Source organism: Gemella haemolysans (assembly GCF_001553035.1).
In the GTDB taxonomy this organism is placed as follows: Bacteria; Bacillota; Bacilli; order Staphylococcales; family Gemellaceae; genus Gemella; species Gemella haemolysans_B.
Genome location: NZ_KQ959925.1, coordinates 1 through 26,202 on the forward strand (window position 1 = coordinate 1; position 26,202 = coordinate 26,202).

24 protein-coding genes are annotated in these 26,202 nt (G+C 31.6%); 4 read left to right on the top strand and 20 right to left on the bottom strand.

Annotated features, from left to right (window positions below):
• Nucleotides 1-89: 89 nt before the first annotated feature.
• The 5 genes from HMPREF3186_RS01235 to HMPREF3186_RS01255 all read right to left on the bottom strand — a co-directional run bounded on the left by HMPREF3186_RS01235 (nucleotide 90) and on the right by HMPREF3186_RS01255 (nucleotide 4,978).
• On the bottom strand, nucleotides 90-290 hold the full coding sequence (locus HMPREF3186_RS01235) for a cold-shock protein (RefSeq protein ID WP_003144740.1): 201 nt from the start codon (nucleotides 288-290) through the stop codon (nucleotides 90-92).
• Nucleotides 291-515: 225 nt separating this feature from the next.
• Nucleotides 516-995 (bottom strand): DNA-directed RNA polymerase subunit delta, encoded by a 480-nt coding sequence (rpoE, locus tag HMPREF3186_RS01240; protein WP_060913557.1) that lies wholly within the window; start codon nucleotides 993-995, stop codon nucleotides 516-518.
• A gap of 29 nt (nucleotides 996-1,024) precedes the next feature.
• The gene (gene argS / locus HMPREF3186_RS01245) at nucleotides 1,025-2,659 is read right to left on the bottom strand and encodes an arginine--tRNA ligase (RefSeq protein WP_060913558.1); all 1,635 of its coding nucleotides are present in this window, start codon (nucleotides 2,657-2,659) and stop codon (nucleotides 1,025-1,027) included.
• A gap of 23 nt (nucleotides 2,660-2,682) precedes the next feature.
• The gene (locus HMPREF3186_RS01250; protein WP_060913559.1) at nucleotides 2,683-3,066 is read right to left on the bottom strand and encodes a hypothetical protein; all 384 of its coding nucleotides are present in this window, start codon (nucleotides 3,064-3,066) and stop codon (nucleotides 2,683-2,685) included.
• On the bottom strand, nucleotides 3,059-4,978 hold the full coding sequence (locus tag HMPREF3186_RS01255; protein WP_060913560.1) for an ABC-F family ATP-binding cassette domain-containing protein: 1,920 nt from the start codon (nucleotides 4,976-4,978) through the stop codon (nucleotides 3,059-3,061). Before HMPREF3186_RS01255 ends, HMPREF3186_RS01250 begins: the two co-directional genes overlap by 8 nt.
• Before the next feature lie 425 nt (nucleotides 4,979-5,403).
• Here HMPREF3186_RS01255 and HMPREF3186_RS01260 point away from each other — a divergent pair, with 425 nt between their 5' ends.
• Together HMPREF3186_RS01260 and HMPREF3186_RS01265 are read left to right on the top strand one after the other, a co-directional pair.
• Nucleotides 5,404-6,084, top strand: coding sequence for a YdjY domain-containing protein (locus HMPREF3186_RS01260; RefSeq protein ID WP_060913561.1), 681 nt, complete (start codon nucleotides 5,404-5,406; stop codon nucleotides 6,082-6,084).
• A 24-nt stretch (nucleotides 6,085-6,108) separates the two neighbouring features.
• Nucleotides 6,109-7,296 (top strand): TVP38/TMEM64 family protein, encoded by a 1,188-nt coding sequence (locus tag HMPREF3186_RS01265; protein WP_060913562.1) that lies wholly within the window; start codon nucleotides 6,109-6,111, stop codon nucleotides 7,294-7,296.
• 352 nt (nucleotides 7,297-7,648) lie between these two features.
• On the opposite strand, the gene HMPREF3186_RS01270 is transcribed toward HMPREF3186_RS01265, so the two are convergent.
• Both HMPREF3186_RS01270 and HMPREF3186_RS01275 read right to left on the bottom strand, forming a co-directional pair.
• The gene (locus HMPREF3186_RS01270; protein ID WP_060913563.1) at nucleotides 7,649-10,264 is read right to left on the bottom strand and encodes an FtsX-like permease family protein; all 2,616 of its coding nucleotides are present in this window, start codon (nucleotides 10,262-10,264) and stop codon (nucleotides 7,649-7,651) included.
• Between the two features lie 4 nt (nucleotides 10,265-10,268).
• Nucleotides 10,269-10,970 carry an ABC transporter ATP-binding protein gene (locus HMPREF3186_RS01275; RefSeq protein WP_060913564.1) on the bottom strand — a complete coding sequence of 234 codons (702 nt, stop codon included), beginning with the start codon at nucleotides 10,968-10,970 and terminating at the stop codon, nucleotides 10,269-10,271.
• A 173-nt stretch (nucleotides 10,971-11,143) separates the two neighbouring features.
• Between HMPREF3186_RS01275 and HMPREF3186_RS01280 the strand changes: the two genes are divergently transcribed.
• Complete coding sequence (locus tag HMPREF3186_RS01280) at nucleotides 11,144-11,503, top strand: arsenate reductase family protein (RefSeq protein WP_060913565.1); 360 nt, start codon at nucleotides 11,144-11,146, stop codon at nucleotides 11,501-11,503.
• A gap of 138 nt (nucleotides 11,504-11,641) precedes the next feature.
• Nucleotides 11,642-11,986, top strand: a complete 345-nt coding sequence (gene rplS, locus HMPREF3186_RS01285) for a 50S ribosomal protein L19 (RefSeq protein ID WP_004263065.1) — start codon at nucleotides 11,642-11,644, stop codon at nucleotides 11,984-11,986.
• Between the two features lie 190 nt (nucleotides 11,987-12,176).
• Here the strand turns inward: rplS and HMPREF3186_RS01290 are convergent, their stop codons facing one another.
• The 13 genes from HMPREF3186_RS01290 to HMPREF3186_RS01350 form a co-directional block, all read right to left on the bottom strand.
• Nucleotides 12,177-13,250 (bottom strand): PTS sugar transporter subunit IIC, encoded by a 1,074-nt coding sequence (locus tag HMPREF3186_RS01290; protein ID WP_060913566.1) that lies wholly within the window; start codon nucleotides 13,248-13,250, stop codon nucleotides 12,177-12,179.
• A 155-nt stretch (nucleotides 13,251-13,405) separates the two neighbouring features.
• A complete protein-coding gene (locus HMPREF3186_RS01295; RefSeq protein ID WP_060913567.1) occupies nucleotides 13,406-14,671 on the bottom strand; it encodes an NAD(P)H-dependent oxidoreductase in 1,266 nt (421 codons plus the stop codon).
• Nucleotides 14,672-14,688: 17 nt separating this feature from the next.
• The gene (locus HMPREF3186_RS01300; protein ID WP_156438950.1) at nucleotides 14,689-15,402 is read right to left on the bottom strand and encodes an NADPH-dependent FMN reductase; all 714 of its coding nucleotides are present in this window, start codon (nucleotides 15,400-15,402) and stop codon (nucleotides 14,689-14,691) included.
• Between the two features lie 57 nt (nucleotides 15,403-15,459).
• Nucleotides 15,460-16,395, bottom strand: coding sequence for an FAD:protein FMN transferase (locus HMPREF3186_RS01305; protein ID WP_060913568.1), 936 nt, complete (start codon nucleotides 16,393-16,395; stop codon nucleotides 15,460-15,462).
• 543 nt (nucleotides 16,396-16,938) lie between these two features.
• On the bottom strand, nucleotides 16,939-17,235 hold the full coding sequence (locus HMPREF3186_RS01310; protein ID WP_060913569.1) for a hypothetical protein: 297 nt from the start codon (nucleotides 17,233-17,235) through the stop codon (nucleotides 16,939-16,941).
• A complete protein-coding gene (locus HMPREF3186_RS01315) occupies nucleotides 17,235-17,927 on the bottom strand; it encodes an N-acetylmannosamine-6-phosphate 2-epimerase (protein WP_060913570.1) in 693 nt (230 codons plus the stop codon). The genes HMPREF3186_RS01310 and HMPREF3186_RS01315 overlap by 1 nt, the downstream gene beginning before the upstream one ends.
• 4 nt (nucleotides 17,928-17,931) lie before the next feature.
• A complete protein-coding gene (locus HMPREF3186_RS01320; RefSeq protein WP_060913571.1) occupies nucleotides 17,932-18,759 on the bottom strand; it encodes a carbohydrate ABC transporter permease in 828 nt (275 codons plus the stop codon).
• 11 nt (nucleotides 18,760-18,770) lie between these two features.
• Nucleotides 18,771-19,676: a carbohydrate ABC transporter permease gene (locus tag HMPREF3186_RS01325; protein ID WP_060913572.1), complete on the bottom strand. Its 906-nt coding sequence runs from the start codon at nucleotides 19,674-19,676 to the stop codon at nucleotides 18,771-18,773.
• A gap of 71 nt (nucleotides 19,677-19,747) precedes the next feature.
• Complete coding sequence (locus tag HMPREF3186_RS01330; RefSeq protein WP_060913573.1) at nucleotides 19,748-21,049, bottom strand: ABC transporter substrate-binding protein; 1,302 nt, start codon at nucleotides 21,047-21,049, stop codon at nucleotides 19,748-19,750.
• A 54-nt stretch (nucleotides 21,050-21,103) separates the two neighbouring features.
• On the bottom strand, nucleotides 21,104-22,207 hold the full coding sequence (locus HMPREF3186_RS01335; protein WP_060913574.1) for an ABC transporter ATP-binding protein: 1,104 nt from the start codon (nucleotides 22,205-22,207) through the stop codon (nucleotides 21,104-21,106).
• A 566-nt stretch (nucleotides 22,208-22,773) separates the two neighbouring features.
• Entirely contained in the window at nucleotides 22,774-24,090 is a 1,317-nt protein-coding gene (gene eno / locus HMPREF3186_RS01340; RefSeq protein WP_060913575.1) for a phosphopyruvate hydratase, read from the bottom strand.
• A 65-nt stretch (nucleotides 24,091-24,155) separates the two neighbouring features.
• Nucleotides 24,156-24,920, bottom strand: a complete 765-nt coding sequence (gene tpiA / locus HMPREF3186_RS01345; protein WP_060913576.1) for a triose-phosphate isomerase — start codon at nucleotides 24,918-24,920, stop codon at nucleotides 24,156-24,158.
• Between the two features lie 26 nt (nucleotides 24,921-24,946).
• Nucleotides 24,947-26,143, bottom strand: a complete 1,197-nt coding sequence (locus HMPREF3186_RS01350; protein ID WP_060913577.1) for a phosphoglycerate kinase — start codon at nucleotides 26,141-26,143, stop codon at nucleotides 24,947-24,949.
• Between the last annotated feature and the right edge of the window lie 59 nt (nucleotides 26,144-26,202).

Below are 26,202 nucleotides of genomic sequence, written 5' to 3' on the forward strand. Positions count from 1 at the left end.
TTTCTCCATGCCCCGAATTTGACAAAGAGCCAAATAAAAAAGCTATAACTAGACTTAACAGTCTAATTATAACTTTCTCACATTTCTAATTAAAGAACAACTACGTTAGCTGCTTGTGGTCCACGAGCACCGTCTTCAACTTCAAATTCAACTTTATCGCCTTCTTTTAAAGTTTTGAATCCGTCTTTTTTAATACTTGAGAAGTGAACAAAAATATCTTTTTCTCCTGCCACTTCGATAAATCCGAATCCTTTTTCCTCGTTAAACCATTTTACTGTACCTTGTTTCATAAGTTACAATCTCCTTTATATTTTTTATTATCAATAATCAATCGTATTCTTGCTGTTAAAGATAATAAATAAAATAAATGTGTATTGTGTTATTCACTTAAAAAACTTAGAACCTGTATTACAATTTTTACTATATGTTTTATTGACTTTCTCCATTATACTTCATATGGAAAGTATATGCAACTAAAAAGACTCACAAAATAAAAAAGCCTTACGGCTCTTTTATTAAAACTCTTCTTCTTCAGTTGCTATGTTGAATTTCGATACAATACCTTCATTATCGAAATCGAAGACATCTTCACTCTCTTCCATATCTTCTTCTTCGATTAAAGCATCAACTTCATCATGGATATCTTCTTGTTCTTCTTCTCCAAGCTCTTCAATATCATCTTCATCATCAATTTCAAATTTTTGTACACTTGGTTCAACAAAGTTTTTAATATCTTCTACAAATAAACTATCTCTTAATTTCCAACTACCATCTTCAACGCATACAAAACGTCCATCCAAGTTTAGATCAGTGTAGAAATACGCTGCTTGTGCAGTAAATTCTTCCTCGTCAACATTTCTTAATGGTTTAATATAATCTAGGAAATCATAAATATTTAATTTTTCAATTCCTTCTTCTACCATATATGCATAACATAAATCTATTAGTGACATTTCCTTAATTTTTTCTGCGCTTAAATCTTTTAACTTTACCATTTATATTAGATTCCCTTCTTTTTTATTTATTACATTTTTTCCGGAGCTGATACTCCGATTAAATCTAAAGCGTTTCTTAAAGTTATCTTAACAGCAGTGATTAATGCTAAGTAACTTTGAGTTTGCTCTTTATTTTCAGTTATTACTTTATTATTATTATAGAATTTGTGGAATGAACTTGCAAGACTTTGTAAATAATTACAAATTCTGTGTGGTTCGTAGTTTTTAGCTGCTTGTGCAACTATTTCTGGATAATATGCTAAGTTTTTCAGTAAGTCTACTGAGTACTCATCTGTTAGCAATTCATAATCACAATTTTTCACATCGTATTCAGCTTGTTCTGCTGCTTGACGTAAGATTGAACAAATTCTAGCGTGGGCATATTGAACATAGTATAGTGGATTATCACTTGATTGTTCTTTTGCTACTGCAAAGTCAAAGTCTAAGTGACTATCTGCACTTCTCATTACTAAAAAGTAACGAGCAGCATCAGCTCCTACTTCATCGATTAAATCACGAAGTGTAATTGCCTTACCTGTTCTCTTACTCATTTTCACAACTTCCCCGTTATTTAGAAGTTGTACCATTTGCATTATTAACGCTTCTAATTGATCTGCTTTATACCCCATAGCTACTACACTAGCTTTAAGTCTAGCTACATAACCATGGTGATCTGCACCAAGAACGTCTAACAATAAATCAAATCCACGATCTAATTTATTTTTGTGATACGCTATATCACTAGTTAAATATGTTAATGAACCATCTGCTTTTATTAATACACGGTCTTTGTCATCCCCTGTACCTAAAGCAGTTGTTTCTAACCATAAAGCTCCATCTTTTTCATAAACAAACCCTTGTTCTTTAAGGGATTCTAAAGCTTTTTCTACAAGACCATTTTCATATAGTGATTTTTCACTGAAGAATACATCGTATTCTAAACCAAAATCACCAAGGTCTTTTTTAATATTTTCCATTTCATACGCTACTGCATACTCACGAATAAACTCATTTAAGTCTTCTCTTTCTAATAATGATTCACCGAATTCATCTTTTAGTTTTTGACCTAAAACTTTAATATCTTCACCATGATATGCATCCTCTGGCATCTCAGCATCCATGCCTAGAGCCTGTTTATATCTAGTAATCGCTGAAATCACAAGATTATTAATTTGATTACCTGCATCATTAATATAGTATTCACGAGATAAATCATATCCTGATTTCTTCATTATTCTTGCTAATGAATCAGAATATGCAGCATTTCTAGCGTGACCTACGTGTAGTGTTCCTGTTGGGTTAGCTGACACATACTCTAAAAGAACTTTTTTACCTTGTCCAATGTTGTTTTCACCATATTTAAAATCATCTTCTAAGATTTTCCCAACAACACTTCCAAGACTTGATTTTTTAACGAAAAAGTTAATAAATCCCGGCCCAGCTATTTCAATTTTTTCTACCGCTTCATCTTCTTCTATATTACTGATTATTTCCTCGGCAATAACTCTAGGATTTTTACGTAAAACTCTTGTTAATTGCATCGCTACGTTTGAAGAAAAATCTCCATTATCTGTGTTTTTCGGAGTTTCTACATGAATATCTACTCCATCAATTTCTAATTTGGCTAAAGAATTTTTTATTAATTCTACTATTTTATTTTTCACCAAAAATCCCTCCTAATTACTTACTATATATTTTTCACTAATATTTTCAATTTATTTTTCTGTTTATCATTACTTCCGAAATGTATATTGTACACTATTTCGTATAAAGTAAGGTTGTTTTTTGTTTTTTTACTTATATTTACAAGCTGTGTTTCTAATTTCATCTGACCATATTGCGTACTGTAGTCATTACTTGTTTTCGTATATGCTAAGTACATTTTTGAATCGTCTTTTTCTATACTAACACTTTCTTTTATTTTGTCAATAAAAATCTCTATTTTTTTATTATTTTTATCACTATAGCTTATCTTTTCACTACTTATCTGTTCCGAAACACTTCCTACACAAGATTCCTCATGTATTTTTTCAGAGTCAACATAAGTCGTTATTTTAATTTTACTACCCATTAATACTCTCTAATTCCTCTTCAATTTCTAACCAAGAATCATTTAACTCTTCTAATTCAGAAGATAGTTGTTTTAACTGCTCATTAAATTCTTGAGTTTTTATCATATCAGTATATACTTCCTCTTTGGCAAGTTCATTATTTACAACTTGTATTTCTTCTTCTAAAGTTTCAATTTTATTCATCAGCTCATCGCGGGTTCTCTCTAATTTTCGAACACGTTTTTTCGCTTCTTTATCTAGTATGTAGTTATTCGCTTCTTTTTCAGCAACTACTTCTTCATTTTGTTTAGTTAGTTGTTGAGCTATTCTCTCTTGTTCTCTTTTTTCTAAATAGTAATCATAATTTCCTAAGTACATATTATGACCATTATCAGTAATATCTAGTACTTTATTAGCAATCTTATTAATGAAGTACCTATCGTGACTGACAAAAAGAATAGTCCCTTCATAATTTTTCAATGCCTCTTCTAGTACTTGCTTACTTGTAATATCAAGGTGGTTAGTCGGTTCATCTAATATAAGGAGATTGTTTTTCTCCAACATCAGTTTTGCGAGTTGTAACCTCGCTTTTTCTCCACCAGAAAGATCTCTTACTATCTTAAGAACATCATCCCCTCTAAATAAGAATCTACCAAGCACTGTTCTTACTTCCGCTTCCTTCATTAGAGGATACTCATCCCACAATTCATTTAATATTGTTTTTGAAGATTCAAACTCTGCTTGTTTTTGATCATAGTATCCTAACGACACTTTACTTCCATATTGAACAGAACCAGAAATTTCTTTTTGTCTCTTAGCTATAGTTTTTATTAATGTAGATTTTCCTATACCATTTCTTCCAACTACTGCTATTCTGTCACCTTTATACACCGAAAGATTATAACTCTGCCCTACTTTAATTCCATTATAACCTACTTGTAAACCACTAATCGTTAGAACATCACGACCACTTTGTTCCTTAATTAAGAACTCTATGCCTGCTGCCTTATCATCTTTTTTCGGATTGTCAATAAGATCCATCTTATCTAATACTTTTTGACGACTTTTAGCCATCTTACTAGTAGATGCTCTTGCTATATTCTTCTGAACAAATTCTTCTAATTTTTTTATATCCTTCTGCTGACTCGTATATTCTTTTAATTGTTTTTCATAATCTTCTTCATATTGTACTAAGAATTTCGAATAGTTACCTACATACTTTTTAAGTTTACCGAATTCTAAGTTATATACAACATTTACAACTTTATCTAAAAAGTATCTATCGTGACTGACTATAACTATTGCACCATTGTATGATGAAAGATAATTTTCTAGCCATGCTACATTTTCCATATCAAGGTGGTTGGTAGGTTCATCTAAAACTAGTAAGTCTGGCTCACTTAACAATAGTTTAGCCATCGATAATCTTGTCTTCTCTCCACCAGAGAAAGTACTGATTTTCTTATCAAAAACTTCTTTTGTGAAATCTAATCCGTATAATACACTCTCTATCTTACTCTTATAATGATAGTCCTTATGTGTTAACACTTCATTTTGTAATCTATCAAATTTATTAAGTAGCGTTGGATCATTTTCGATATTTTCCGGCGTTAGCTCAAATGAAAGTTTTTCTAATTCTGCTTCTAACGTAATAATTTCATCAAAACATGTGATCATCTCTTCATAAATTGACAAATCTTCTCTAACTATAAATTCTTGAGATAAATATCCGACCGTTGTATTTTTTGAAATAGTTCTCTCTCCACTATCAAAACTAATAGCACCAGAAATGATTTTTAATAATGTACTCTTTCCAGCTCCATTTCTACCTACTATTGCAACACGGTCCTTATCGTTAATTTCTAGTTTAACATTTGAAAAAATTTCATTGACAACGAAATTCTTTGTTACATTATTTAATTGAATTAACATTTTTTTCTCCTTTCTCTAGTTTTTTACTTTTTTTCATAAATTTCTTATAATTTTCGTTTATAACTGAACTATTATACCATATTTCCAATTATTTAGCTAATAATTATGATACTCATTTCTATATAAATAACTGTTTATTATAATCGATAATAATTATCAATAAATTACTTCTTAGTTGTTCTAAAGTATTATAATCTAAAATATATAAATTATAATAAATTATTTATTCAGTATATATTTTATTTTTACTATTTTTAACATAACTGATGTAAAAAATATAATAATATTTTCTCATGTTTATAAATTGTATATCTGTAGCGATAATTAAATTCATAGAATATTTTATATAGAATATTGTTCAGTTTTTCTATAAATGTTATAATACAAATATATAATAAATTTATAGAATAAGGGGGGCTTCTTTTATGAATCCAAAAAAAATATTATCAGTCCTTATGGCTGCCGGATTAGCATTTACTGCTGTTGGATGTAGCAATTCATCTAATTCAACTTCACAAAATTCAAATCAACCTGCAGACTATGTGGCAGGCGTATCGTTAGATAAACCTATTAAAGTAGATAAAGAAGCAGGTACTATTACTGTTCTTACAAAAATTAACGGTAAATACTTTGATGAAGCAACAAGACATAATTCTGTAGAACAAAGTGGTACAAATGGTGCTAAGTCAATATTTACTGCATTTGCTAAGCCCGAAGAATTCTACAACGCTCTAATTGAGATTGGTGCAAAACCTGGAAACAATATGACTGCAAATAATGCAACTACTACACATGTTGAAGGAACTCCAATTAAAGCCGAAATCACATGGAACGGCGCTGACAAAAAATATGACATTAACGAAGTAGTAAAAGACAGCAATGGAAAACAAATCGATTTCCGCTTCGGTGGCAACTTGAAAAATGCTCTCGATAAAAATACAGGATGTTTATCTTGTTTAGATAGCTGCCCTGTTGGTATTATCTCAAATACTACTTACACTTATGGAGCTGTTGAAACTCGTAAAGAAGTGAAATTTTCAGGTAACGAAGACGTTCTTCCAGAAGATGGAACATATGCTGCTATTATTTATAGTATTAAAAAATAATAGCTAATCACAAGGAGAGATTAAATGAATCGATTAAGACTTTTATTTTATTTTACGAGTGTTGGTATAGCGGTTGGTTACTTCTTCGCTTTCCTTCTGTTCTTCTTTACACAATTCGAAATGTTAGCTGACCAGAGTCTTGTAATTTTCGTTTGGACTGTATATGGTATAATGACAGGTTTATATTTCAAACGTATTAATCGCAAGTACACATTCTTTATAATTGAAGCGATAATACTTTTAATGGCTATTTTTTCAGGTAAAACAAAAACATTACTATATATAGCTCGTGAAGTTCTACATGCTAGTTCACTTAACCAAGTTAAAATTCCATTTATTATTACTGTGGTAATTGTTAACTTAATAAATCTTTATATTATTTTAACACTTTCTAAATATCAAACAGTTTATACTAAAGATGAACTTAAGGCATTAAAAGAAAAAGAAGTAAAACTTAGTGATTTAAGAGAAGTTGATCCTGAAGAAGAGAAAAAATTAAAAGTACAACGTAAAAAAGTAAGATATATTACACTTGCATGTTTTGCAATCTTCTTTGCAGTTTATTTCACAGTACCTAGTTTTAAAACTGGTATTAATACAGCATTCGCTACTTTATCTCAATTCGATACAAATGCGGTAATCGAATACTTGCGTGGATGGGGAGCTTGGGCTGCGGTAGTTTCTGGAGTACTAATGGTACTTCAATCAATAGCTGCACCAATCCCAGCATTTTTAATCACATTATCAAATGCTGCTATCTTTGGTTGGGTACTAGGAGCTGTATTATCTTGGTCAACAGCAATGATAGGGGCGGCGGTATGTTTCTATATTGCTCGCGGATTAGGACGTGATGTAGTAGAAAAACTTACAAGTAAAGGTGCAATGGCAAGTATTGACGTATTCTTCGAACGATACGGAGATAAAGCTATTCTTATTTGTAGATTATTGCCATTTGTATCTTTTGACTTTGTTAGTTACGCCGCTGGTCTTACTAATATGAGTTTCTGGCGATTCTTTATCGCTACAGGAATCGGGCAACTACCAGCAACAATTGTTTATTCATATGTAGGTGGTACACTATCAGGTGGCGCTAGAAACCTATTCATCGGATTAATGTGTCTATTTGCACTATCAATCGTTATCGGTATTATGAAAAAAATCTACAACGATAAACATAAAAAAGAAGAAGAGCTTATTGCATCTTCTAACTAATAAACAAAAACAACTAGAAATGATACTTTTCATCTCTAGTTGTTTTTTTATTTATAAAGCGGTGATCCCTACCTGGTTAAAATATTTCATAAATAGGAATTTTTCTACACCTATTTCTACATTTTCTCCTATATTTAATCTATAGTCGATATAAACATCTATTCCATCAACTACATATTTTGAATATAATTCTTTATCGAATTTGCTTGCTATCGAAACCCCGATAACTTTATTTACACCGCCACCTCAACAAGCTTGTTGAAATAGTGATACTAATATATAGTTTTTATTTTTATCTTTTAATAATTTTTTTGCCTCGTCATTTATTATAATTGCCATTTCTTCTCCTATTCTACTCTATTGCTTTAAGAGCTTCTACCATGTTTACTTTTTTTAGTTTTTTATGCATTACTATCATTACGACTATAGTAATCAATATTGTTATACCCGATGCTAATAAATAAACTACTAAAGGTACTTTACTACTAAACATCATGTCTCTTCCAGCGAGTTCTAGTATTATTTTCAAATACATTTTATAACCTAGATAATTACCTAAAATAATACCTACCCCACTTAAGTAAAAGATTTCTCTAAATACATAAATAGTTACTTCACTCGGATAAAAACCAAGAACTTTTATCGTTGATAATTCTCTAATACGCTCAGATACATTAACATTTATTAAATTATATAATACCACAAGCGCTAATGTAACTGAACAAATCACCATAACTGCGACTATAATATCTATCCCTTTAATAAAATTATCAAGTATTTCTTGTATTTTAGAATTATCACTTATGTTTACTATATCGCTATTGTTATTTAAATTACTTACAACACTCTCAACAACCTCCTTACCACCTGTAGTTTGTATTAAAAATGTATTGTCCTTATATTGTTTTTTGAATACTGATTCATAATAATCTTTATTTATATAAATTGTATGTCCAAAGTAATTCTTATTAATTTCACCAACATTAAATGTGTATTCTTTATTATTTACAACTACATTAAAGCTATCTCCTACCTGTAACTTGTGAAGATATGCAAGCTTTTCACTAATAACAGCCGCACCATTTGGCAAGTTAATACCTTTGGTATTATTATCCATTAATGTAATATAGTCTTTATAGTTTTCTTTATCCACCGTTATTAATTGTACAGAATCAACAATTTCATTATTACTCTCAAAAGTAGCAAGTTGAATATTTATTTTGGTGCTAGCTTTAACATTCTTATTATTATCAATCTCTTTTTGAAGTTTTTCTACACTTTTATTATCTATATAAGGATTATAAGTAGCTGCGATATCAACCTTATTAATAACTTTGAATTGTTCATTAGAAATATTTATTACTCCATAACGAATACCAAAACCTATAAACATAAGAGTCAGACATCCTGCAACTCCAAATATTGTCATTAACATTCTAATTTTATAACGGAAAATATTTCTAAAGGTTACCTTCCTTAGAAAACTTAACCTTGACCAAATAAATGGGATTCTTTCTAAAAATATCCTACTTCCTCCACTCGGAGCCTTAGGACGTAACAAGTACGCACTCTTTTCTCTTAAATTTTTTCTAAGTGGGATATAAATAGCTAAACTTACACATCCTAATGAAATTACAAAAGCTGCGATAAGTATACTTGGAGTGGATACGATCTCCGGTGTGTTAAAAGTGAAGAACCTTGCATAAGAATTATATATTATTGGCACAATCACCAAATATGCTCCAATAATACCTAATATCGTACCTATCAAGGTAGATAATCCACCATATACAAAATATTTTTTAGAAATTTGATAATTACTGTATCCTAGGGATTTAAGAGTACCGATGTTTATCCTATTTTCGTCTATCATTCTAGTTAAAGTTGTTAGTGAAACTAAAATCGATACAACGAATAAGAATATTGAAAAAACATTAGCTACAAAGGTTAAACTACTCGCAGAATCTATAAATTGAGCATAGTTTTTTAAACCTCTAATATTTTCTACAGAGAATCTAGGATAACTTTCTTCTGAAAGACTAGCTTTCCCAATATTTAGTTGCTTTTTATTATCTTCAATCTCTTTTTGAGCTTTATTCAATTTTTCTACTTGTTCGCTATAACTTTTACTATCAACATTTTTTAATAATTCAAGTTTTTCTTTAACACTATTAAGTTGTTCTTGTGCTTGATTTATTAGTTTTTCATTTTCATTTAATTTTTTATTATTTTTTTCTAAATAATTTTTTTCGTCAATTTTTTGCTGAGTTTTTAATTTTTCTATCAGTCTATCTCTAGTCTTATTAACTCCCGTAATATAATCTTTATCACTATATTTATAGTTAATATCTTTAAGTTTTATATTTACCCCACTTACATTTTCAAATTTAAAAACATCTCTTTTTACATACCCAAAATAGTCCTTATTAGCTAGATTATTATTAGATACCTCTATATGATCTGCTCCTTGAACAAAGCCAACTACTTTAAACTCATATTGTTTTAAAGTATTACTTTCACTCTTATCTGAAATAAAAGAAATCTCGTCTCCAATTTTATAACTACCTTGCAGTGATTCAACTAAAGCTATTTCTCGATTATTATTGGGTAAAGCACCTTCAGTTAACTCAGGTAAAACTAATTTTTCAGGTAAAGATTCAATATTTACAAACTCATTACTATTAGTTATCTGGAGTTTTTTTATAAAATAACTTTCACTTAAATCAATATTATCCATAGAATTTACAATTTTCATATCTTCTTCATTGATTCCAAAATTATGACTCACTCGCAAATCGTACATCTTATGGCGTTCTATGTACTTATTATAAGTATTCACCATCGCTGGTGATGTCTCTTTTAGCCCTACAAAGATAAAAACTCCTAGAAACATTATTATCATTATCGATATAAACTTCGATTTTGTTTTTGATATTTCTCTTAATATATCTCTATTTATTGCTTTCATAACACTACCACTCTATTTCATCAATACTTTTAGGATTAGTATTCTGTGTTACTTTTTTCACCTTAGCATCGTAAATTTCTATTACCTTATCTGCAGCTTCAGCTATAGAACTATTGTGAGTGATAATAACTACAGTTTTTTTCTCATCCACACTATACTCTTTTAGGATATTTAAGATATTTTTTCCCGTCTTATAATCTAATGCCCCAGTTGGTTCATCACAAAGTAATAGTTTTGGATTCTTAGATATTGCCCTCGCTATAGCAACACGCTGTTGTTCTCCACCTGAGATTTGCGAAGGAAAATTATCCATTCTATGTTCTAATCCTACTAATTTTAAAATATCTGTTGCTTTTTTCGGTTGTTTTACAATTTGTCCAGCTAATTCTACATTTTCTAAAACTGTTAGGTTTGGAATCAAATTATAGAATTGAAAAACGAAACCTATATCTTCTCTTCTATATTTAGTTAGTTCCGCTTCACTTAGGCCGACAATCTCTTTTCCAAAAACATTAATTGATCCTTTACTAGCATTATCCATTCCACCTATAATATTAAGAAGTGTGCTCTTCCCAGCTCCACTTGGACCTAAAATTACAACAAATTCTCCTTCATTAATATCAAAACTAATGGAATCATTTGCTATAACTTCATTACTATTTTCTCCATATATTTTAGAAACATCTTTTACAATTATTTTTTGCATAGTATTTCTCCTTTATTTCTATAACTTAATTATATCACATCTTATTTATTGAATTAATCTAAACGCTTTTCGTATATGCTAAATCCTAAACAGATTTCTTTACACTAATAAAAATAAATATTATAATATCAATTAATTATTTAGAATTCACAAAAAATTATTGAGGAGATTATATGCTAACTATTTACGAATACCCAACATGCTCGACATGTAGAAAAGCAAAAAAACTTTTAACAGAAAACAATATTGAAGCAACATATTTCAATGTTAAAGAAAAAACACCAACAGTAGCAGAATTTAAAAAAATTATTAAGACATTCGATCTACCCTTAAAGAAATTATTTAACACTAGCGGTCTTGTTTACAAAGAGCTAGGATTAAAAGACAAATTAGAAACACTATCTCTTGATGAGGCTTTAACATTACTTCATGAAAATGGTATGTTAATTAAACGTCCTTTAGCATTCGATTTAAAAAATGATATCCTTCTTCTAGGATTTAAAGAAGAAACTTGGGAAAAAGCTCTTTTATAATAAATTTTATTAAGTTTTCTATTGATATTTACTTTAAATAATGTTATAATAGTCGAGATGTGAAAACATTAAATTACGATGTTCCTCTGTTAATCAAGCATTAGTAATGAACATTTTGTAAAAAAAGGAGAAAGAATAATGAGCAAAATCATTGAAGCGATCACTAAATCGCAATTAAGATCAGACATTCCTGAATTTAAAGCTGGGGATACAGTAAGAGTACACGTTCGTATCGTTGAAGGTGGACGTGAGCGTATCCAACAATTCGAAGGAGTAGTTATCAAACGTCGTGGTGGAGGAATCTCTGCTACTTATACTGTACGTAAAATTTCAAACGGTGTTGGTGTTGAAAGAACATTCCCTGTTCACACTCCAAAAGTTGAAAAAATTGAAGTTGTACGTAAAGGTAAAGTTAGACGTGCTAAATTATACTACCTACGTAACTTACGTGGTAAAGCTGCTCGTATTAAAGAAGTACGTTAATAAGAAGAAGCTTAAAAGCCCTATTACATCAGTAACAGGGCTTTCTTTTTTTATTTTCAATACCATTTTAATGCCATGTCTTAATAAAATCCACAAAATCTTGTTTCTCCGAGATCATGATTTTCTACTAACTCCCTATAAACGTAAAAAAAGAACTAACTATATTTTTCTATAGCTAGTTCTTAAATTTTTATAAATCTAATTTATAATCCTCAGCTTTTACAAAACCTTTTTTCTCCATATAGTAATATACCACATATGAAATAATCGCAGGTAATATGAAGTGTAGTAACAATATTTCAATTAACAGCACCGAATGAGCTGTATAAGATGACATTGTTTGCCATGTCATAAGTTGCCCAACTAATCCTGATGTCCCCATACCACCACCAGCTGGATTATTTTCCATTCTAAAAATAATGGTTGCTATAGGACCTAAGATAGCACTCGCTACTATTGGAGGAATCCAAATTACTGGTTTTCTCATAATATTAGGAACTTGCAACATAGACGTCCCCAAACCTTGAGCAAGTAATCCATTCCAACGATTAGCTTTAAAACTTATTACTGCAAAGCCAACCATTTGAGCTGCACATCCCACAGTAGATGCACCTGCTGCTATTCCAGACAACCCCAAGATGATAGACAACGCTGCAGAACTTATAGGTAATGTTAAAATTATTCCCATAACAACTGAAACAACTACTCCCATAATAAACGGCTGTAATTCAGTTGCTTCTCTTATAAATGTACCAAGAATTTTCATCCCTTTTATTAAATATGGTCCTGTTAAATAAGAAATTATTCCTCCAATGATTATTGTAACAAATGGCGTGATAATAATATCTATTTTAGTTTTCCCAAAAATAAATCTACCTATTTCCGCAGCTATAACTACCGCTATAAAAGCTCCTAAAGGATCACCAGAACCACTAATTATCAATTTACCATGATCTAGCAAATTATTAGTACCTAGATTTGACCCAAATGCACCTAAAAATCCGACTACACCAGAAGCTAAGATTACTAATTTAGGAGTTTTAAGCGCATGCGCAACACCTATACCAATAACTGGACCTGTTAATGCCATTGCGATACTCGCTATAACAAGTAAGAAACTCGATAAACTTCCACTCAAGCTTATAGCAATCTGCTTAATAATCAATCCAATAATTAGAGTACAGAACAACCCTAAGGCCATTCCATTCAAAGCAACAATAAAATACCTATGAAATAATTTAGATAGAACATTATTTTTATTCATACAATACTCTCCGTATTTAGTAAATATTATTTTACACTAATGTGTATTTATTTTATATTATAACTTAATATTTCTTAATATTCTCTAGATATGCTCTAGAAATAAAAAAGACTCAAGAATAATCCTTAAGCCTTTTTATCATTTTTTCTAACTTATTATGCTGAAGCTCCGCTTGTTGCATCCGCTGCTGGTGCTGGCGCTGCTGGTGCTGCTCCACCATGACCAGCGTCAGAAGCTCCACTTGTTGCATCTGCCGCTGCAGGAGCTGGTGCTGCTGCATATCCGTGACCTACAGGTACTCCATTTTTAACTAATGATTGACCTGTTTGTTTTAAGTACCAATCTACGATTGGTTTGAAGTCTAAGATGTACTCGTTGATACCTGCGTATTTACCATTTTTGTCGTACATAGCTTGGTAGTTGTGCACAACATATTTATCTGGTCCGTGAGTTGGTACGTGTGTACGGAATACATCAATTTGTCCTGAACGTAGTAATCCTACTAACCAGTTTACACTCTTATGTATTCTCTCTGGGTGCTCTGGGTGAACATTTGCTAATGAACATCCAACTTGTACTGGACGACGTTTTGCAAGCATTTCGTAATCTTCTTTGTGGTAGTTGTAGTATAAGAATTGGTTATTGCTGTCTGCATAAGTTAATTCCATTGGCATAGAGTTTAAGAAGTAGTTAAGTTGGTCTACTGTTAAGATACCACGATCAAGTTTAACATATGTATCTCCAGATACAGCGTTAACTTTTTCAGCTGCTTTTTCATACCAGTCATCAGCATTTCCATCAACACCTTCAATTGTTGTATCACATTTTCCACTAGCTGTTAAGTCTTCTGGTGGTGTTGGTTTTCTTTCTGCTAATGATTGCGCTACTGTAGCAAATTTAACGAATTTAGTTAAACATGTACGTAAGTACCCTACTGTACGATCATCTACTAAGTTACCTTGAGCATCGAAAGCTTCTTTAGCTCTACCTAAAAGGAACTCGTTACCAGGGAATACGATTGCGTTAACACCTGGTGCGTCTAAAATTTGACGTAAATGTAATTGAGCACGAGATGATCCTTGATCATAGTAAGAAGCACCAAGTACCATTACTGGTTTATTTTCAAGTGGGTGTAATTCAAATGATAACCACTCTAGAGCACTCTTAAGAGAAGCTGTAATTGTGTGGTTGTGCTCAGGTGTTGCGATAATAACACCATCTGCTTGTAAAATTTTACGGTTCATTACTAATAAATCTTTGTTTTCTCTTGAATGATCTTCATCTTGGTTAAACATTGGTAAGTTAGTAATGTCTAATAATTCTAAAGTGAATAAATCTTTATATTCTTTTGCTATAAATTCCATTAATTTGCGGTTATAAGAAATTTCCGCGTTTGAACCTACGATACCTACTAATTTCATGTGTCTACACTCCTATCCTATTTTAAATCTTCCCAAGAGAAGTTTTCAATTTCTTTTTCAGCTAATTTATGTGCATTAATTAATTTTTCAGTAATTTTGATGAATAATAAGAAATCAGCAAATAAACTATCTAATTTAGCAACTGTTTCTGGGTTAGAAATATCTCCAGCTTCGTCAAAAGCTTGTAAAGAATGTCCTAATAAGAACTCAGAACTTGGCATTACACGTGCTTTAACTTCTGGTGAATCCATAATTTGACGCATGTGAGCTTGCGCACGAGATGAACCAAGAGTTCCGTATGAAGCTCCTGTTAACATTACTGGTTTATCTAGTAATGGGTGAATTCCATAAGATAACCAAGCGATTGCACTCATTAATGATGCAGGTACTGCATGGTCATATTCAGGTGAACTGATGATAACCCCGTCAGCTGCTTCAATTTTAGCTGCAATTTCCTTAACTCCTTCAGGTAATTCTTTATTAGCTGGTTTGTTGAATAAAGGAAGATCTTTAATTTCAACTAATTCGATGTCAGCTTTACCTGCAAAATGTTTTTGAATATATTGTAAAAGTTGGCGGTTTGTAGATTTTTTAGAGTTTGTACCAACTAGACCAATTAATTTTACCATGTTTTTGTTTCCTCTCTCTTTTTTTGTACTATCTACTTTATTTGTATCTAGATTTTCTTGTCTTGTTTTTTTAACATTTTTTTTGTTTTTTATTTCAGCCACTTTAATAGAGCCTCCTTAAATTAATAGTATATTCAGTATTCTTCAAGATATTTTTATTTAACATATTATTTTATCTAGCACTCCGCTTGTATAATAGACTTTACCTTCAGTTGTTACAATAACACATTCTATATCAGGTAAATTGTTCACTTCTTCTAAAATATCTTTGATATCTTTTCCAAACAATCTTGTAGTCCAGATTTCTCCATCTACTGACTTTCTAGAGATTATGGATAATCCTGCTACATTTGTTTCAACGGGATAACCAGTTTTCGGATTTAATATATGATGATACGTTTTACCATTTTCTGTATGATTTCGTTCATATATCCCTGATGTTACTACCGATTGATTTTTTATCCCTATAGTAAATAAATGATTCCCTCTTGTTTCTACTGGATTTTGTATACCTATGCGCCACATTAAATCTTGATTATGCTTGGCATCACCAAAAGCTAATACATTACCACCTAAATTAATTAATCCAGCATCTACGCCTCTTTTCTTCAAATATTCAATCATAAAATCAGCAATATATCCTTTTGCTAAAGCACCTAAATTAATAGCCATACCCTTTCTTGCAAGATAGACAGATTGCTCTTCTTCATTTAAAATTATTTGATTAGGATCAGTTATTTCTAATAAATTATCAATTTCTTGTTTAGTAGGAACTTTTACATCTTTAAACCCTATTCTCCATGTCTGTACAATTGGCCCAATAGCAATATTTAAAAAGCTATTAGAAGCACAACTATGGTTTTTCCCTATTTTTATCAAATCAAATAAATCCGGATGGACTTTGATTGCTTTGACACCTGCATTATGATTAACTTCCATTAATTCAGAACTGTCGTCATTTGCACTAAATCTATGTTCATACACCTTCAACATTTCTACAGCATCATCTAAAATAGTTTCAGCATCAACGCTATCAAAAATAAGAATATCTATATGAGAACCCATTAATTTTAAGGACTTTCTTCTTAATTCCATTTTTTTACACCTTACAATAAAAAATTTATTTGCTTAAGATAACTAAATATGTTATATACATCTACAAGAAACCTGTTATTAAAAGACAAAGTAATAATAGATGATTAATACTTTAATTACATTATATAACAGAAATCTCTTCAAATCAATAAAATATTTAACTCATAAAGGAGGTCAACACAATATTTTCATTAAAAAACACAATAATAAGTAATATCCTTATTTTAATTTTTCATAAAAAAAATAAAAAATATATTTTATGTTCAATCTTCACCATCCAAAAATATTAATCTAACAACACTTTACAGCTTTTTAAGTTATTTAAAATTTATCAAAATATATTTATTATAAATTTCTAAAAATACAAATATAAACTAAAAAAAAATAAAAATGTAATAGTACAACTTTCATTTTCATTGATATTCATTTTCATTTACCTATCTGTATCATATTAAGTATGTATATACTGTTATAAAATAAAACTATTAATCAGTCTAAACATTAAAAAATATCCTTCATTTTCGACTAATTAATAGTTTGTTTTTAATTTTTAATTTTTAATTTTATTTTCCTAGTAATAAATACTAGTAAATTCATTATAATACTAGAAAATACTATCGGCATATACACATTTAATACTGACGCTCCTACTTCTTGCCCTACTATTAACTTATAGTATATACCTATGAATAACACTCCCAATGCAAGAGCATTTATTAATAATGGTGAAAGCCATAGTTTCTTAAATGCTATGTTTAAAATATATGTGATAAACCACGATCCTAATATATACCATTTACTATAGGTATACCAATATGCCAATAAAACTATTATACTCATTATCTCAACTCACTTAAAAATCTTGATGCAATTTCTTGCGGTCTAGTTATCGCTCCACCAACCACTATACAATATGCCCCCGCTTCAAATGCTTGTTTTGCTTGTTCTGGAGTATGAATTTTTCCTTCTGCTATAACCGGAATTTTTACATTTTTTACGATTTCTTTTACTAAATCTGGATTGAATTTTTTTGAATTTGCTGTGTACGGTGTATATCCATTCATCGTTGTCCCTACGAAATCCACCCCTGCTCTTTCCGCTTCTATAGCTTCTTCTAAATTAGAAATATCTGCCATCAATAATACATTAGGATACTTTTCTTTTATTTCTTTCACGAATCCACTAGGTGTTTTACCATCCCCTCGTTCTCTATTCGTACAATCTAACGCTATTATATCAGAACCTGCCTCTACTAATTTATCGACTTCATCCATTGTAGCAGTTATATATGAAGCATATCCTTCATATGATTTTTTTATTATACCAATTACTGGTAAATTCGTTTGTTCTTTTATTTGTTTAATATCTAAAACTCCTTGAGCTCTAATAGCTTTTACCCCTGCATTCTTAACAGCTTGTGCCATTAAACACATTATTCCACCTTCTTCTTTATATAAAGCTTCACCTGGTAATGCTTGACAAGAAACTATCATTTCTCCTTTTAGATATTCTAATAATTGTTGTTTATCCATAAGATTATCCTTTCACCGCTCCTAAAGTAACACCTTGAGTAAAGTAATTTTGGAAACAAATAAACACGATTATCATCGGTAATGATGCTAATGATGCCCCTGCCATTAGTAATCCGTAGTCATTAGAGAACTCTTGACCTTGTGCTAACGCTGCTAACCCTAAAGGTAATGTAGACATGTCTGGTGTATTAGAGAAGATTAATTGTGAGAAGTAATCGTTCCAGCTGGCGATGAAAGTAAAGATCGCTAATGCTCCGATACCTGGTTTAATGATTGGTAAAGCGATATTTATAAATGTTCTTACTTCACCACAACCATCTATTCTTGCTGATTCAAGTAGTTCGGTTGGAATTGCTTGAGAGAATTGTCTCATTAAGAATACCCCGAACGGCCAACCTACCGCAGGTAGAATTAACGCGTAGTATGTATTCATTAAGTTAAATTCAGTGATTAAGTTTAATAAAGGTATTAAAATTACTTGTTTTGGTAATGCCATTGCTGCCACAAACACCATGAATATTATCTTAACACCCGGGAAATTTTTCTTAGCTAGCGCATATCCTGCTAATGCTGACGTAGCACAAACTAAGAATGTTGTCATTACTGAAATAAATACTGAGTTAAAGAACCATCTTAATGTATTCGATGTAAATAACTTCTCATAGTTTTCCAATGTTGGAGTAGATGGCCACCATTCTGGTGGAATTGTTATTGCTACATCTTGTAATTTAAATGACCCTGATGCAATCCAATAAAATGGAAAAATAAAGAATATAGTTAACCCAAGTAATATTATCATTGATACTATTTTAAAAATACTTATACTTTTCATTCTAAATCCTCCTAATCATTGTCTGTAGATAGAAACTTAAATTGTAGTATTGAAATTATTCCAATAATTACAGCAAGGATAATACCCATCGCACTAGCTACACCATGATTTCCGTTTTTTATTGCCGCTTCATATACTAGGTACATGATTGTACTTGTTCCGTAGTTCGGTCCCCCAGCAGTTAATAACTGGATAAGTGCGAAAATTTGGAACGAGTTAATTGTAGTTACAACTACAATATATAATGTCGTTGGTTTAATCAGCGGCCAAGTGATTTTTGTGAACACTTGCCATTTTGTAGCTCCATCAATCTCTGAAGCTTCTAATAATTCTTTTGGCACGTTACCTAAAGCAGCAACATAAAGAATTATCGGTTGACCTAATGAAGTAGTAATCAAAATCGTAATAATAGCATATAATGCTGTACTCGGATTTCCTAACCAGTCAACATTATCCTTAATTAAATGCATCGATTTAAATACATAGTTTAAAATCCCATATTCTGGGTGATAGATCCAAGCCCAAACTACAGTAACAGAAACTACAGAAGAAATCGCTGGAATATAGAATACTCCACGGAAAAATGATCTTACTACTGCACTCTTATTGTAAATCGTTACTGCAACAAATATAGATACTAGTACTACTATGGGTACTGCAACTACCGTCACAATAATCGTATTAATAAGTGATTTCATGAATGGTTCGTGGATTGTTGCTCCACTTCCACTGAACATTAAGTCTGAATAGTGTTTAAGTCCAACGAATACTGGATTCTTTTTAGCAAAACTGTATAATGATAACTGCAGTCCACGTAACATTGGCACTAAAACAAATGTTATAAAAAATATACTAACCGGCAAAATAAACAGATATGCACTAAAGTCTATTTTTTTTCTTTTCTTAGTAGTTTTCATAGAACCTCCTAAAAAGTTTATTTTTTATCTAAAAAAGGGATAGAAGCAACTCTATCCCTTCATACGTCAAATTACAATGCTTCTTTTATTGTTTTATTTGCATCTTCTACAAACTTATCTAATCCTTCTTTAGGTGTAGTTTTTCCATTTAATACACCTTGAACCATGTTGAACCATAGCGGTCTCATTTTAGCGAATCCTGGAATTGTGTTATAGTATGGAGCGTATTGTCCAGTTAGTCCTTCAGCAAATTTAAGTTCTTCTGAATCATATAATCCTGTTTCACCTTTTTTAGCTGAGAAGTTACCAGATGCTAATAGAGTACGTTTACCCCAATCTTTATCATTAACCATAAAGTCAACGAATTTTTTAGCCGCTGCTGCTTTATCTGCATCACCATTATCAAAGATGGCTGGTCCTGCAACTAGGTAATCGTATTTAGCTTTTCCTCCATTGTTAGGGAATGGTAAGAATTTGTAGTTAAATCCAGATGCGTGTGAAGCTGCGATACCAGGAGAGAATAAGATTGTAGTTGCCGCACGTCCTGATTTGAACGCCTCTAGAGCATCTTTAGCTTCTAATGCTACACCTTGTCCTAATAAACCATCATCGTAAGCTTTTTTAACCCACTCTAATCCTTTAACACCATTTGCATCGTTAATAGTGTATTTGCTGTTTGCATCATCTGTAATCCAAGAATTGTATAAGTTCGCTACAAATGCTCTTGGTCCTTGATCTCCTGCTTGTGATTTAGTGTAGAATAAAGCTGGAGTAATGCTTGAATCTTTTTGTTTAACTGCTTTTAAGAATTTTTCATATTCTTCTACAGTCCAACTTCTATCTTGTTTATTTAGAGGTAGTAAATCAGTTACCCCTAATTTATCTGTTAAATCTTTATTTACACCCATTAAGAATGGTGCTACCCCTTGTGGATACATATAAAGTTTATCTTTGTAACTAGATGCTTTAACTGCTGCTTCATTTAATTTAGATTTATCAACATCATCTAATGGAACCAATAAATCTTTGGCTGCCCATGCGATTACTCGGCCTGGAGCATCATAGATTACGTCTGGAGCTGTTTTCGATTGAATAGCTGTTTCAATTTTTGCTGGTCCATCTGTAAATTCAATTTTTTGATAGTTAACTTTAATATTTGGATTTTTCGCTTCAAACGCTTTGATTAAAGCTGCATCAAAATCCTCAGTTTTTTTGAATTCTTTATCTTTTGTAAATTGTGGGAAGTCCCAATAAGTAATTTCTACTTTTTTATTCGGATCGGCTTGCTTTTCTTCTTTTTTTCCGCCCACACACCCTGTTAAAACAAGAGCTGTTGTTGCTGCTACAGCAAACAATTTATTTAATTTTCTCATAATATGAGCCCCCTTATTTTGTATGTTTTATAAAAATTTGACGTCTTAATTAAATTATTCTAAGATACTAAGTTCAGTATCTACATCGAAGTAATGAGCCCTATTCATATCTAAAGCAAATGTTAGTTCATCTCCCATTTTAATATTTTGTCTTGAATGTACAATTGCTTTAATATTTTCTCCATTTAAATCAGTATGAACAATATATTCAGACCCTAATAACTCTGCCACAATTACTTTTGAAGTAATCTTGGCATGTGAATATGTCTCTAGTACAAGTGGATCATTAGAGATATTTTCTGGTCTAATTCCTAAAACTACTTCTTTTCCTTCATAACCTAGTTCTTTTAATCTATCAAAGTGTCCTACTGGAATTTCTATTTCTCCTCCATCTTTAGTTACAAAGTTACCTTCAGCAACTCTACCTCTCATGAAGTTCATTGTAGGTGCTCCGATAAATCCTGCTACAAATAAATTTTCTGGGTGATCATAAATCTCTTTAGGGCTTCCAACTTGTTGAACAATACCTTTTTTCATTACTACAATTCTATCCGCCATTGTCATAGCTTCTGTTTGGTCATGCGTTACATAGATTGTAGTTGCACCTAAAGTATTATGAATCTTAATTATTTCCGCTCTCATGTTACTTCTTAATTTAGCATCTAAGTTCGATAGTGGCTCATCCATAAGGAATACCTTCGGACTTCTTACAATAGCTCTTCCTAGTGCAACCCTTTGACGTTGTCCTCCAGAAAGTGCTTTTGGCTTTCTATCTAAAAGTTCTTCTAATCCAAGAATTTTTGCAGCTTCTTCAACTTTCGCTTTTATTTCATCTTTAGGAACTTTTCTTAGTTTTAGAGCAAATGCCATATTATCAAAAACTGTCATATGTGGGTATAGCGCATAACTTTGAAATACCATTGCGATATCTCTATCTTTAGGTTCAACATCATTTACTAACTTATCCCCTATATAAAACTCACCTTCTGTTATATCTTCTAGACCGGCAATCATTCTAAGGGTAGTAGATTTTCCACACCCTGATGGTCCAACAAATACAACAAATTCCTTGTCAGCCACTTCCAAATTAAAATCAGTTACCGCGCAAAAGCCATTATCATACTTTTTATAAATTTTTTTTAATGATAAACTTGCCATATTAACCTCCTATAAATTGATATTTATCTTTTCATCAAAAATAGTACCATATTTGAAAGCGTTTGTAAAGATAAAAATCTAGAAATTTAATGTTTTGATCTTCAAAATAGTTGATTATTTTTTCATTTTATTTAAACAATAAACAAACTTATTTTTTAAAAATATTATATAAAATATATTAAAAAAACACATTATGCACTTTAAATCGAACATTTTATCTCACGACATTTTAATGTATTTTATTATTATATTGAGATTTTAATTTAATACATTAATACTCGTATAATTATAATCATCTTTTTAAAATCTTTTACTATAACTATTCTTAAACAAAAATCATATCCTATATTAATAAATAAACTCTAATTTGTTTTACATAATGGAAATTAAGATACACTTAGTAAAACTATTACTTTATATTAGTGAAAAACAGATATCTAATATCCTTAATATATTTATAAATAATGATAGACATAAACATAATTTTTTCAGGTGAATCATATAGATATAAATAAAAAAAGGCAAAAGCCTTAGACTTTTACCTTTTTAAATCTATTTTATACTAATTAGCGTTTGATGTTGTAGAATGCTAATTCACCTGGGTATACAGCTGTTGCATCTAATTCATCTTCAATACGTAATAATTGGTTGTATTTAGCAATACGGTCTGTACGGCTAAGAGAACCTGTTTTGATTTGTCCAGCGTTAGTAGCAACTGCGATGTCTGAGATTGTTGAATCTTCAGTTTCTCCAGAACGGTGAGAAATAACAGCTGTGTAACGAGCACGTTTAGCCATTTCGATAGCGTTTAGAGTTTCAGTTAAAGTACCGATTTGGTTAACTTTGATTAAGATTGAGTTACCTACACCTTGAGCGATACCTTGTGATAATTTCTTAGTATTAGTTACGAATAAATCGTCTCCTACTAATTGTACACGGTCACCGATACGGTCTGTAAGTAATTTCCATCCTTCCCAGTCATTTTCATCCATACCATCTTCAATAGTGATGATTGGGTATTTGTTTACTAATTCTTCTAAGTAATCAACTTGTTGTTCTGAAGTACGAACTGCTCCACCTTCACCTTCGAATTTAGCGTAGTTGTATACTCCGTTTTCGTAGAACTCAGATGATGCACAGTCGAATCCTAAGAATACATCTTTACCTGGTTCTAATCCAGCAGCTTTGATTGCAGCTAAAATTGTTTCTACAGCATCTTCAGTTCCTTCGAATGTTGGAGCGAACCCACCTTCGTCACCTACTGCAGTAGATAAACCACGGTTGTGTAATAATTTAGCTAAGTTGTGGAATACTTCAGCTCCCCAACGTAAAGCTTCTTTAAATGTAGGTGCTCCTACTGGTAAAATCATGAACTCTTGGAATGCGATTGGAGCATCTGAGTGAGATCCACCGTTTACGATGTTCATCATTGGAGTTGGTAATTCTTTAGAGTTTGTTCCTCCTAAGTATCTGTATAGAGGTACTCCTAAAGAATCAGCTGCAGCGTGTGCTACTGCTAAAGATACACCTAAGATAGCGTTAGCTCCTAGACGTCCTTTATTTTCAGTTCCATCTAATTCGATCATAGCATAGTCAATTCCTACTTGATCAAATACGTCGAATTTACCTTCTAATAATGGTGCAATTTCTTCATTAACGTTAGTTACAGCTTTAGTTACACCTTTACCTAAGTAACGACCTTTGTCTCCATCACGTAATTCAACTGCTTCGTATTGTCCAGTTGATGCTCCTGATGGTACTAGTGCGCGTCCAAACGCTCCTGATTCTGTTGTTACTTCAACTTCTACAGTTGGGTTACCACGTGAATCTAAAACTTCTCTTGCATATACTTCTGCGATAATATCAAATGTTTTTGCTAACATTAATTTTCTCCTTGTTGTTTAATTTATATTTCTATTATACTACAATTTTTTTAAAATTGCTAAACCTAATCTAATTTTCCGCCTTCTAAAAGAGCTAAGAATGATTCTGGTTGTAAAGCAGCTCCACCTACTAATGCTCCATCTACGTCCGGGCATGATAGGTATTCTTTTACGTTTTCAGGTTTTACTGAACCACCGTATTGGATACGAACTTTTTCAGCAACTTCTTTTCCGTATAGTCCTTCAACTACATCACGAACAGCTTTACACATTTTTTGTGCATCTTCTTTAGTAGCTGATTTTCCAGTTCCGATAGCCCAAATTGGTTCATAAGCGATAACTGATGATGCTACTTGTTCAGCCGTTAAATCAGCTAAAGCTCCTTTTACTTGAGCTCCTACGAATTCAGCAGCTTTTCCTGCTTCATAAGTTTCAAGTGTTTCACCACAGCAGATGATTGGTAATAATCCATTTGCAAAAATAGCTTTTGCTTTTTTATTAATATCTTCATCTGTTTCGTGGAAATATTCACGACGTTCTGAGTGACCGATTACTACATAATTAACTCCCATTTCAGCTAATACTTTTGGTGAAGTTTCACCTGTATAAGCTCCAGAATTTTCGAAGTAACAGTTTTGAGCTGCAACTTTTAATCCTGTTCCTTCAGCAGCGCTAAGTAATGCACTTAGATCAACAGCTGGAGCTGCAATACCAGCTTCAACTTTATCTGCTGATGGTAATTTCCCAGCGATTGCTTCAACAAAAGCTTTAGTTTCTTCTGGGTTTTTGTTCATTTTCCAGTTTCCTGCGATAAATGGTAATCTTGACATAATGTTACTCTCCTTGAGTTAAAAAATTATTTATTTGATAATGAATCAATTCCTGGTAATACTTTTCCTTCTAGGTATTCTAGAGAAGCTCCCCCACCTGTAGAAATGTGTGAGAATTTTTCTGCATATCCTAAAGAAATAGCTGCTGTTGCACTATCTCCACCACCAATGATAGTAGTAGCTCCTTCTAAGTGAGCAATAGCTTCACATACACCAATTGTACCTTTTGCAAAGTTTGGCATTTCGAACACACCCATTGGCCCGTTCCAAATTACAGTTTTTGCTCCCTCAAGAGTGTTTTTGAATAATTCAACAGATTTAGGACCGATATCTAATCCTTCTTCATCAGGCTGAATATCACCTTCAGCAACACGGCTAGGCGCATCATTTGAGAACTCTTTAGCTACAACTGTATCGATTGGTAATACTAATTTATCACCAGCTTTTGCCATAAGTTCACGAGCGTATTCAACTTTATCATCTTCACAAAGTGAAATTCCGATTTCTTTACCTTGTGCTTTCATGAAAGTATAAGCCATACCTCCACCGATGATTACTTTATCAGCTTTATCTAATAAGTTTTCAATTACTGCAATTTTATCAGAAACTTTTGCTCCACCTAAGATTGCAACAAGTGGTCTTTCTGGGTTATCAACTGCTCCACCGATAAATTTAATTTCTTTATCTACTAGGAATCCAGAAGCAGAGTTTCCTTCACCAATATTAGATGCAATACCTACGTTTGAAGCATGAGCACGGTGAGCTGTACCGAATGCATCGTTTACATATACATCACCTAAAGAAGCCCAATATTTAGCAAGTTCTGGATTATTTTTAGATTCTTTTTTACCATCTACATCTTCGAAACGAGTGTTTTCGAACATTAAGATTTCACCTTCATTTAATCCTTTAACCGCTGCTTCTAATTCAGCTCCACGAGTTTCAGCTACGAATTTTACTTCTTTACCTAATAGTTCTGATAATCTTTTAGCAACTGGCGCTAAACTTTTTGAAGCTTTATCAGCTTCTTCTTTAACACGTCCTAAGTGAGAGAACGCTACTACTTTAGCTCCTTGATTTAAAGCATACTCAATAGTTGGTAATGCTGCAGTAATACGATTATCGTTTGTAATTACACCATCTTTTAAAGGCACGTTGAAATCAACACGCATTAAGACAGTTTTCCCTTGTAAGTTACCTAAGTCTTTAATAGATTTCTTCATGGAAAGCTCCTTTTAAATATTTTTGGAATATATGAGACAAGATATAAGTCAAAATCAAC

Bases quoted from the DNA above. Each gene is read 5' to 3' on its own strand.
- HMPREF3186_RS01325 (WP_060913572.1), bottom strand. From the start codon at position 19,676: ATGAAAACTACTAAGAAAAGAAAAAAAATAGACTTTAGTGCATATCTG.
- HMPREF3186_RS01305 (WP_060913568.1), bottom strand. From the start codon at position 16,395: ATGGAATTAAGAAGAAAGTCCTTAAAATTAATGGGTTCTCATATAGAT.
- tpiA (WP_060913576.1), bottom strand. From the start codon at position 24,920: ATGTCAAGATTACCATTTATCGCAGGAAACTGGAAAATGAACAAAAAC.
- HMPREF3186_RS01310 (WP_060913569.1), bottom strand. From the start codon at position 17,235: ATGAGTATAATAGTTTTATTGGCATATTGGTATACCTATAGTAAATGG.
- HMPREF3186_RS01295 (WP_060913567.1), bottom strand. From the start codon at position 14,671: ATGAAATTAGTAGGTATCGTAGGTTCAAACGCGGAAATTTCTTATAAC.
- rplS (WP_004263065.1), top strand. From the start codon at position 11,642: ATGAGCAAAATCATTGAAGCGATCACTAAATCGCAATTAAGATCAGAC.
- HMPREF3186_RS01320 (WP_060913571.1), bottom strand. From the start codon at position 18,759: ATGAAAAGTATAAGTATTTTTAAAATAGTATCAATGATAATATTACTT.
- eno (WP_060913575.1), bottom strand. From the start codon at position 24,090: ATGTTAGCAAAAACATTTGATATTATCGCAGAAGTATATGCAAGAGAA.
- HMPREF3186_RS01255 (WP_060913560.1), bottom strand. From the start codon at position 4,978: ATGTTAATTCAATTAAATAATGTAACAAAGAATTTCGTTGTCAATGAA.
- HMPREF3186_RS01330 (WP_060913573.1), bottom strand. From the start codon at position 21,049: ATGAGAAAATTAAATAAATTGTTTGCTGTAGCAGCAACAACAGCTCTT.
- HMPREF3186_RS01350 (WP_060913577.1), bottom strand. From the start codon at position 26,143: ATGAAGAAATCTATTAAAGACTTAGGTAACTTACAAGGGAAAACTGTC.
- HMPREF3186_RS01335 (WP_060913574.1), bottom strand. From the start codon at position 22,207: ATGGCAAGTTTATCATTAAAAAAAATTTATAAAAAGTATGATAATGGC.
- HMPREF3186_RS01270 (WP_060913563.1), bottom strand. From the start codon at position 10,264: ATGAAAGCAATAAATAGAGATATATTAAGAGAAATATCAAAAACAAAA.
- rpoE (WP_060913557.1), bottom strand. From the start codon at position 995: ATGGTAAAGTTAAAAGATTTAAGCGCAGAAAAAATTAAGGAAATGTCA.
- HMPREF3186_RS01275 (WP_060913564.1), bottom strand. From the start codon at position 10,970: ATGCAAAAAATAATTGTAAAAGATGTTTCTAAAATATATGGAGAAAAT.
- HMPREF3186_RS01290 (WP_060913566.1), bottom strand. From the start codon at position 13,250: ATGAATAAAAATAATGTTCTATCTAAATTATTTCATAGGTATTTTATT.
- HMPREF3186_RS01280 (WP_060913565.1), top strand. From the start codon at position 11,144: ATGCTAACTATTTACGAATACCCAACATGCTCGACATGTAGAAAAGCA.
- HMPREF3186_RS01315 (WP_060913570.1), bottom strand. From the start codon at position 17,927: ATGGATAAACAACAATTATTAGAATATCTAAAAGGAGAAATGATAGTT.
- HMPREF3186_RS01250 (WP_060913559.1), bottom strand. From the start codon at position 3,066: ATGGGTAGTAAAATTAAAATAACGACTTATGTTGACTCTGAAAAAATA.
- HMPREF3186_RS01260 (WP_060913561.1), top strand. From the start codon at position 5,404: ATGAATCCAAAAAAAATATTATCAGTCCTTATGGCTGCCGGATTAGCA.
- HMPREF3186_RS01265 (WP_060913562.1), top strand. From the start codon at position 6,109: ATGAATCGATTAAGACTTTTATTTTATTTTACGAGTGTTGGTATAGCG.
- HMPREF3186_RS01235 (WP_003144740.1), bottom strand. From the start codon at position 290: ATGAAACAAGGTACAGTAAAATGGTTTAACGAGGAAAAAGGATTCGGA.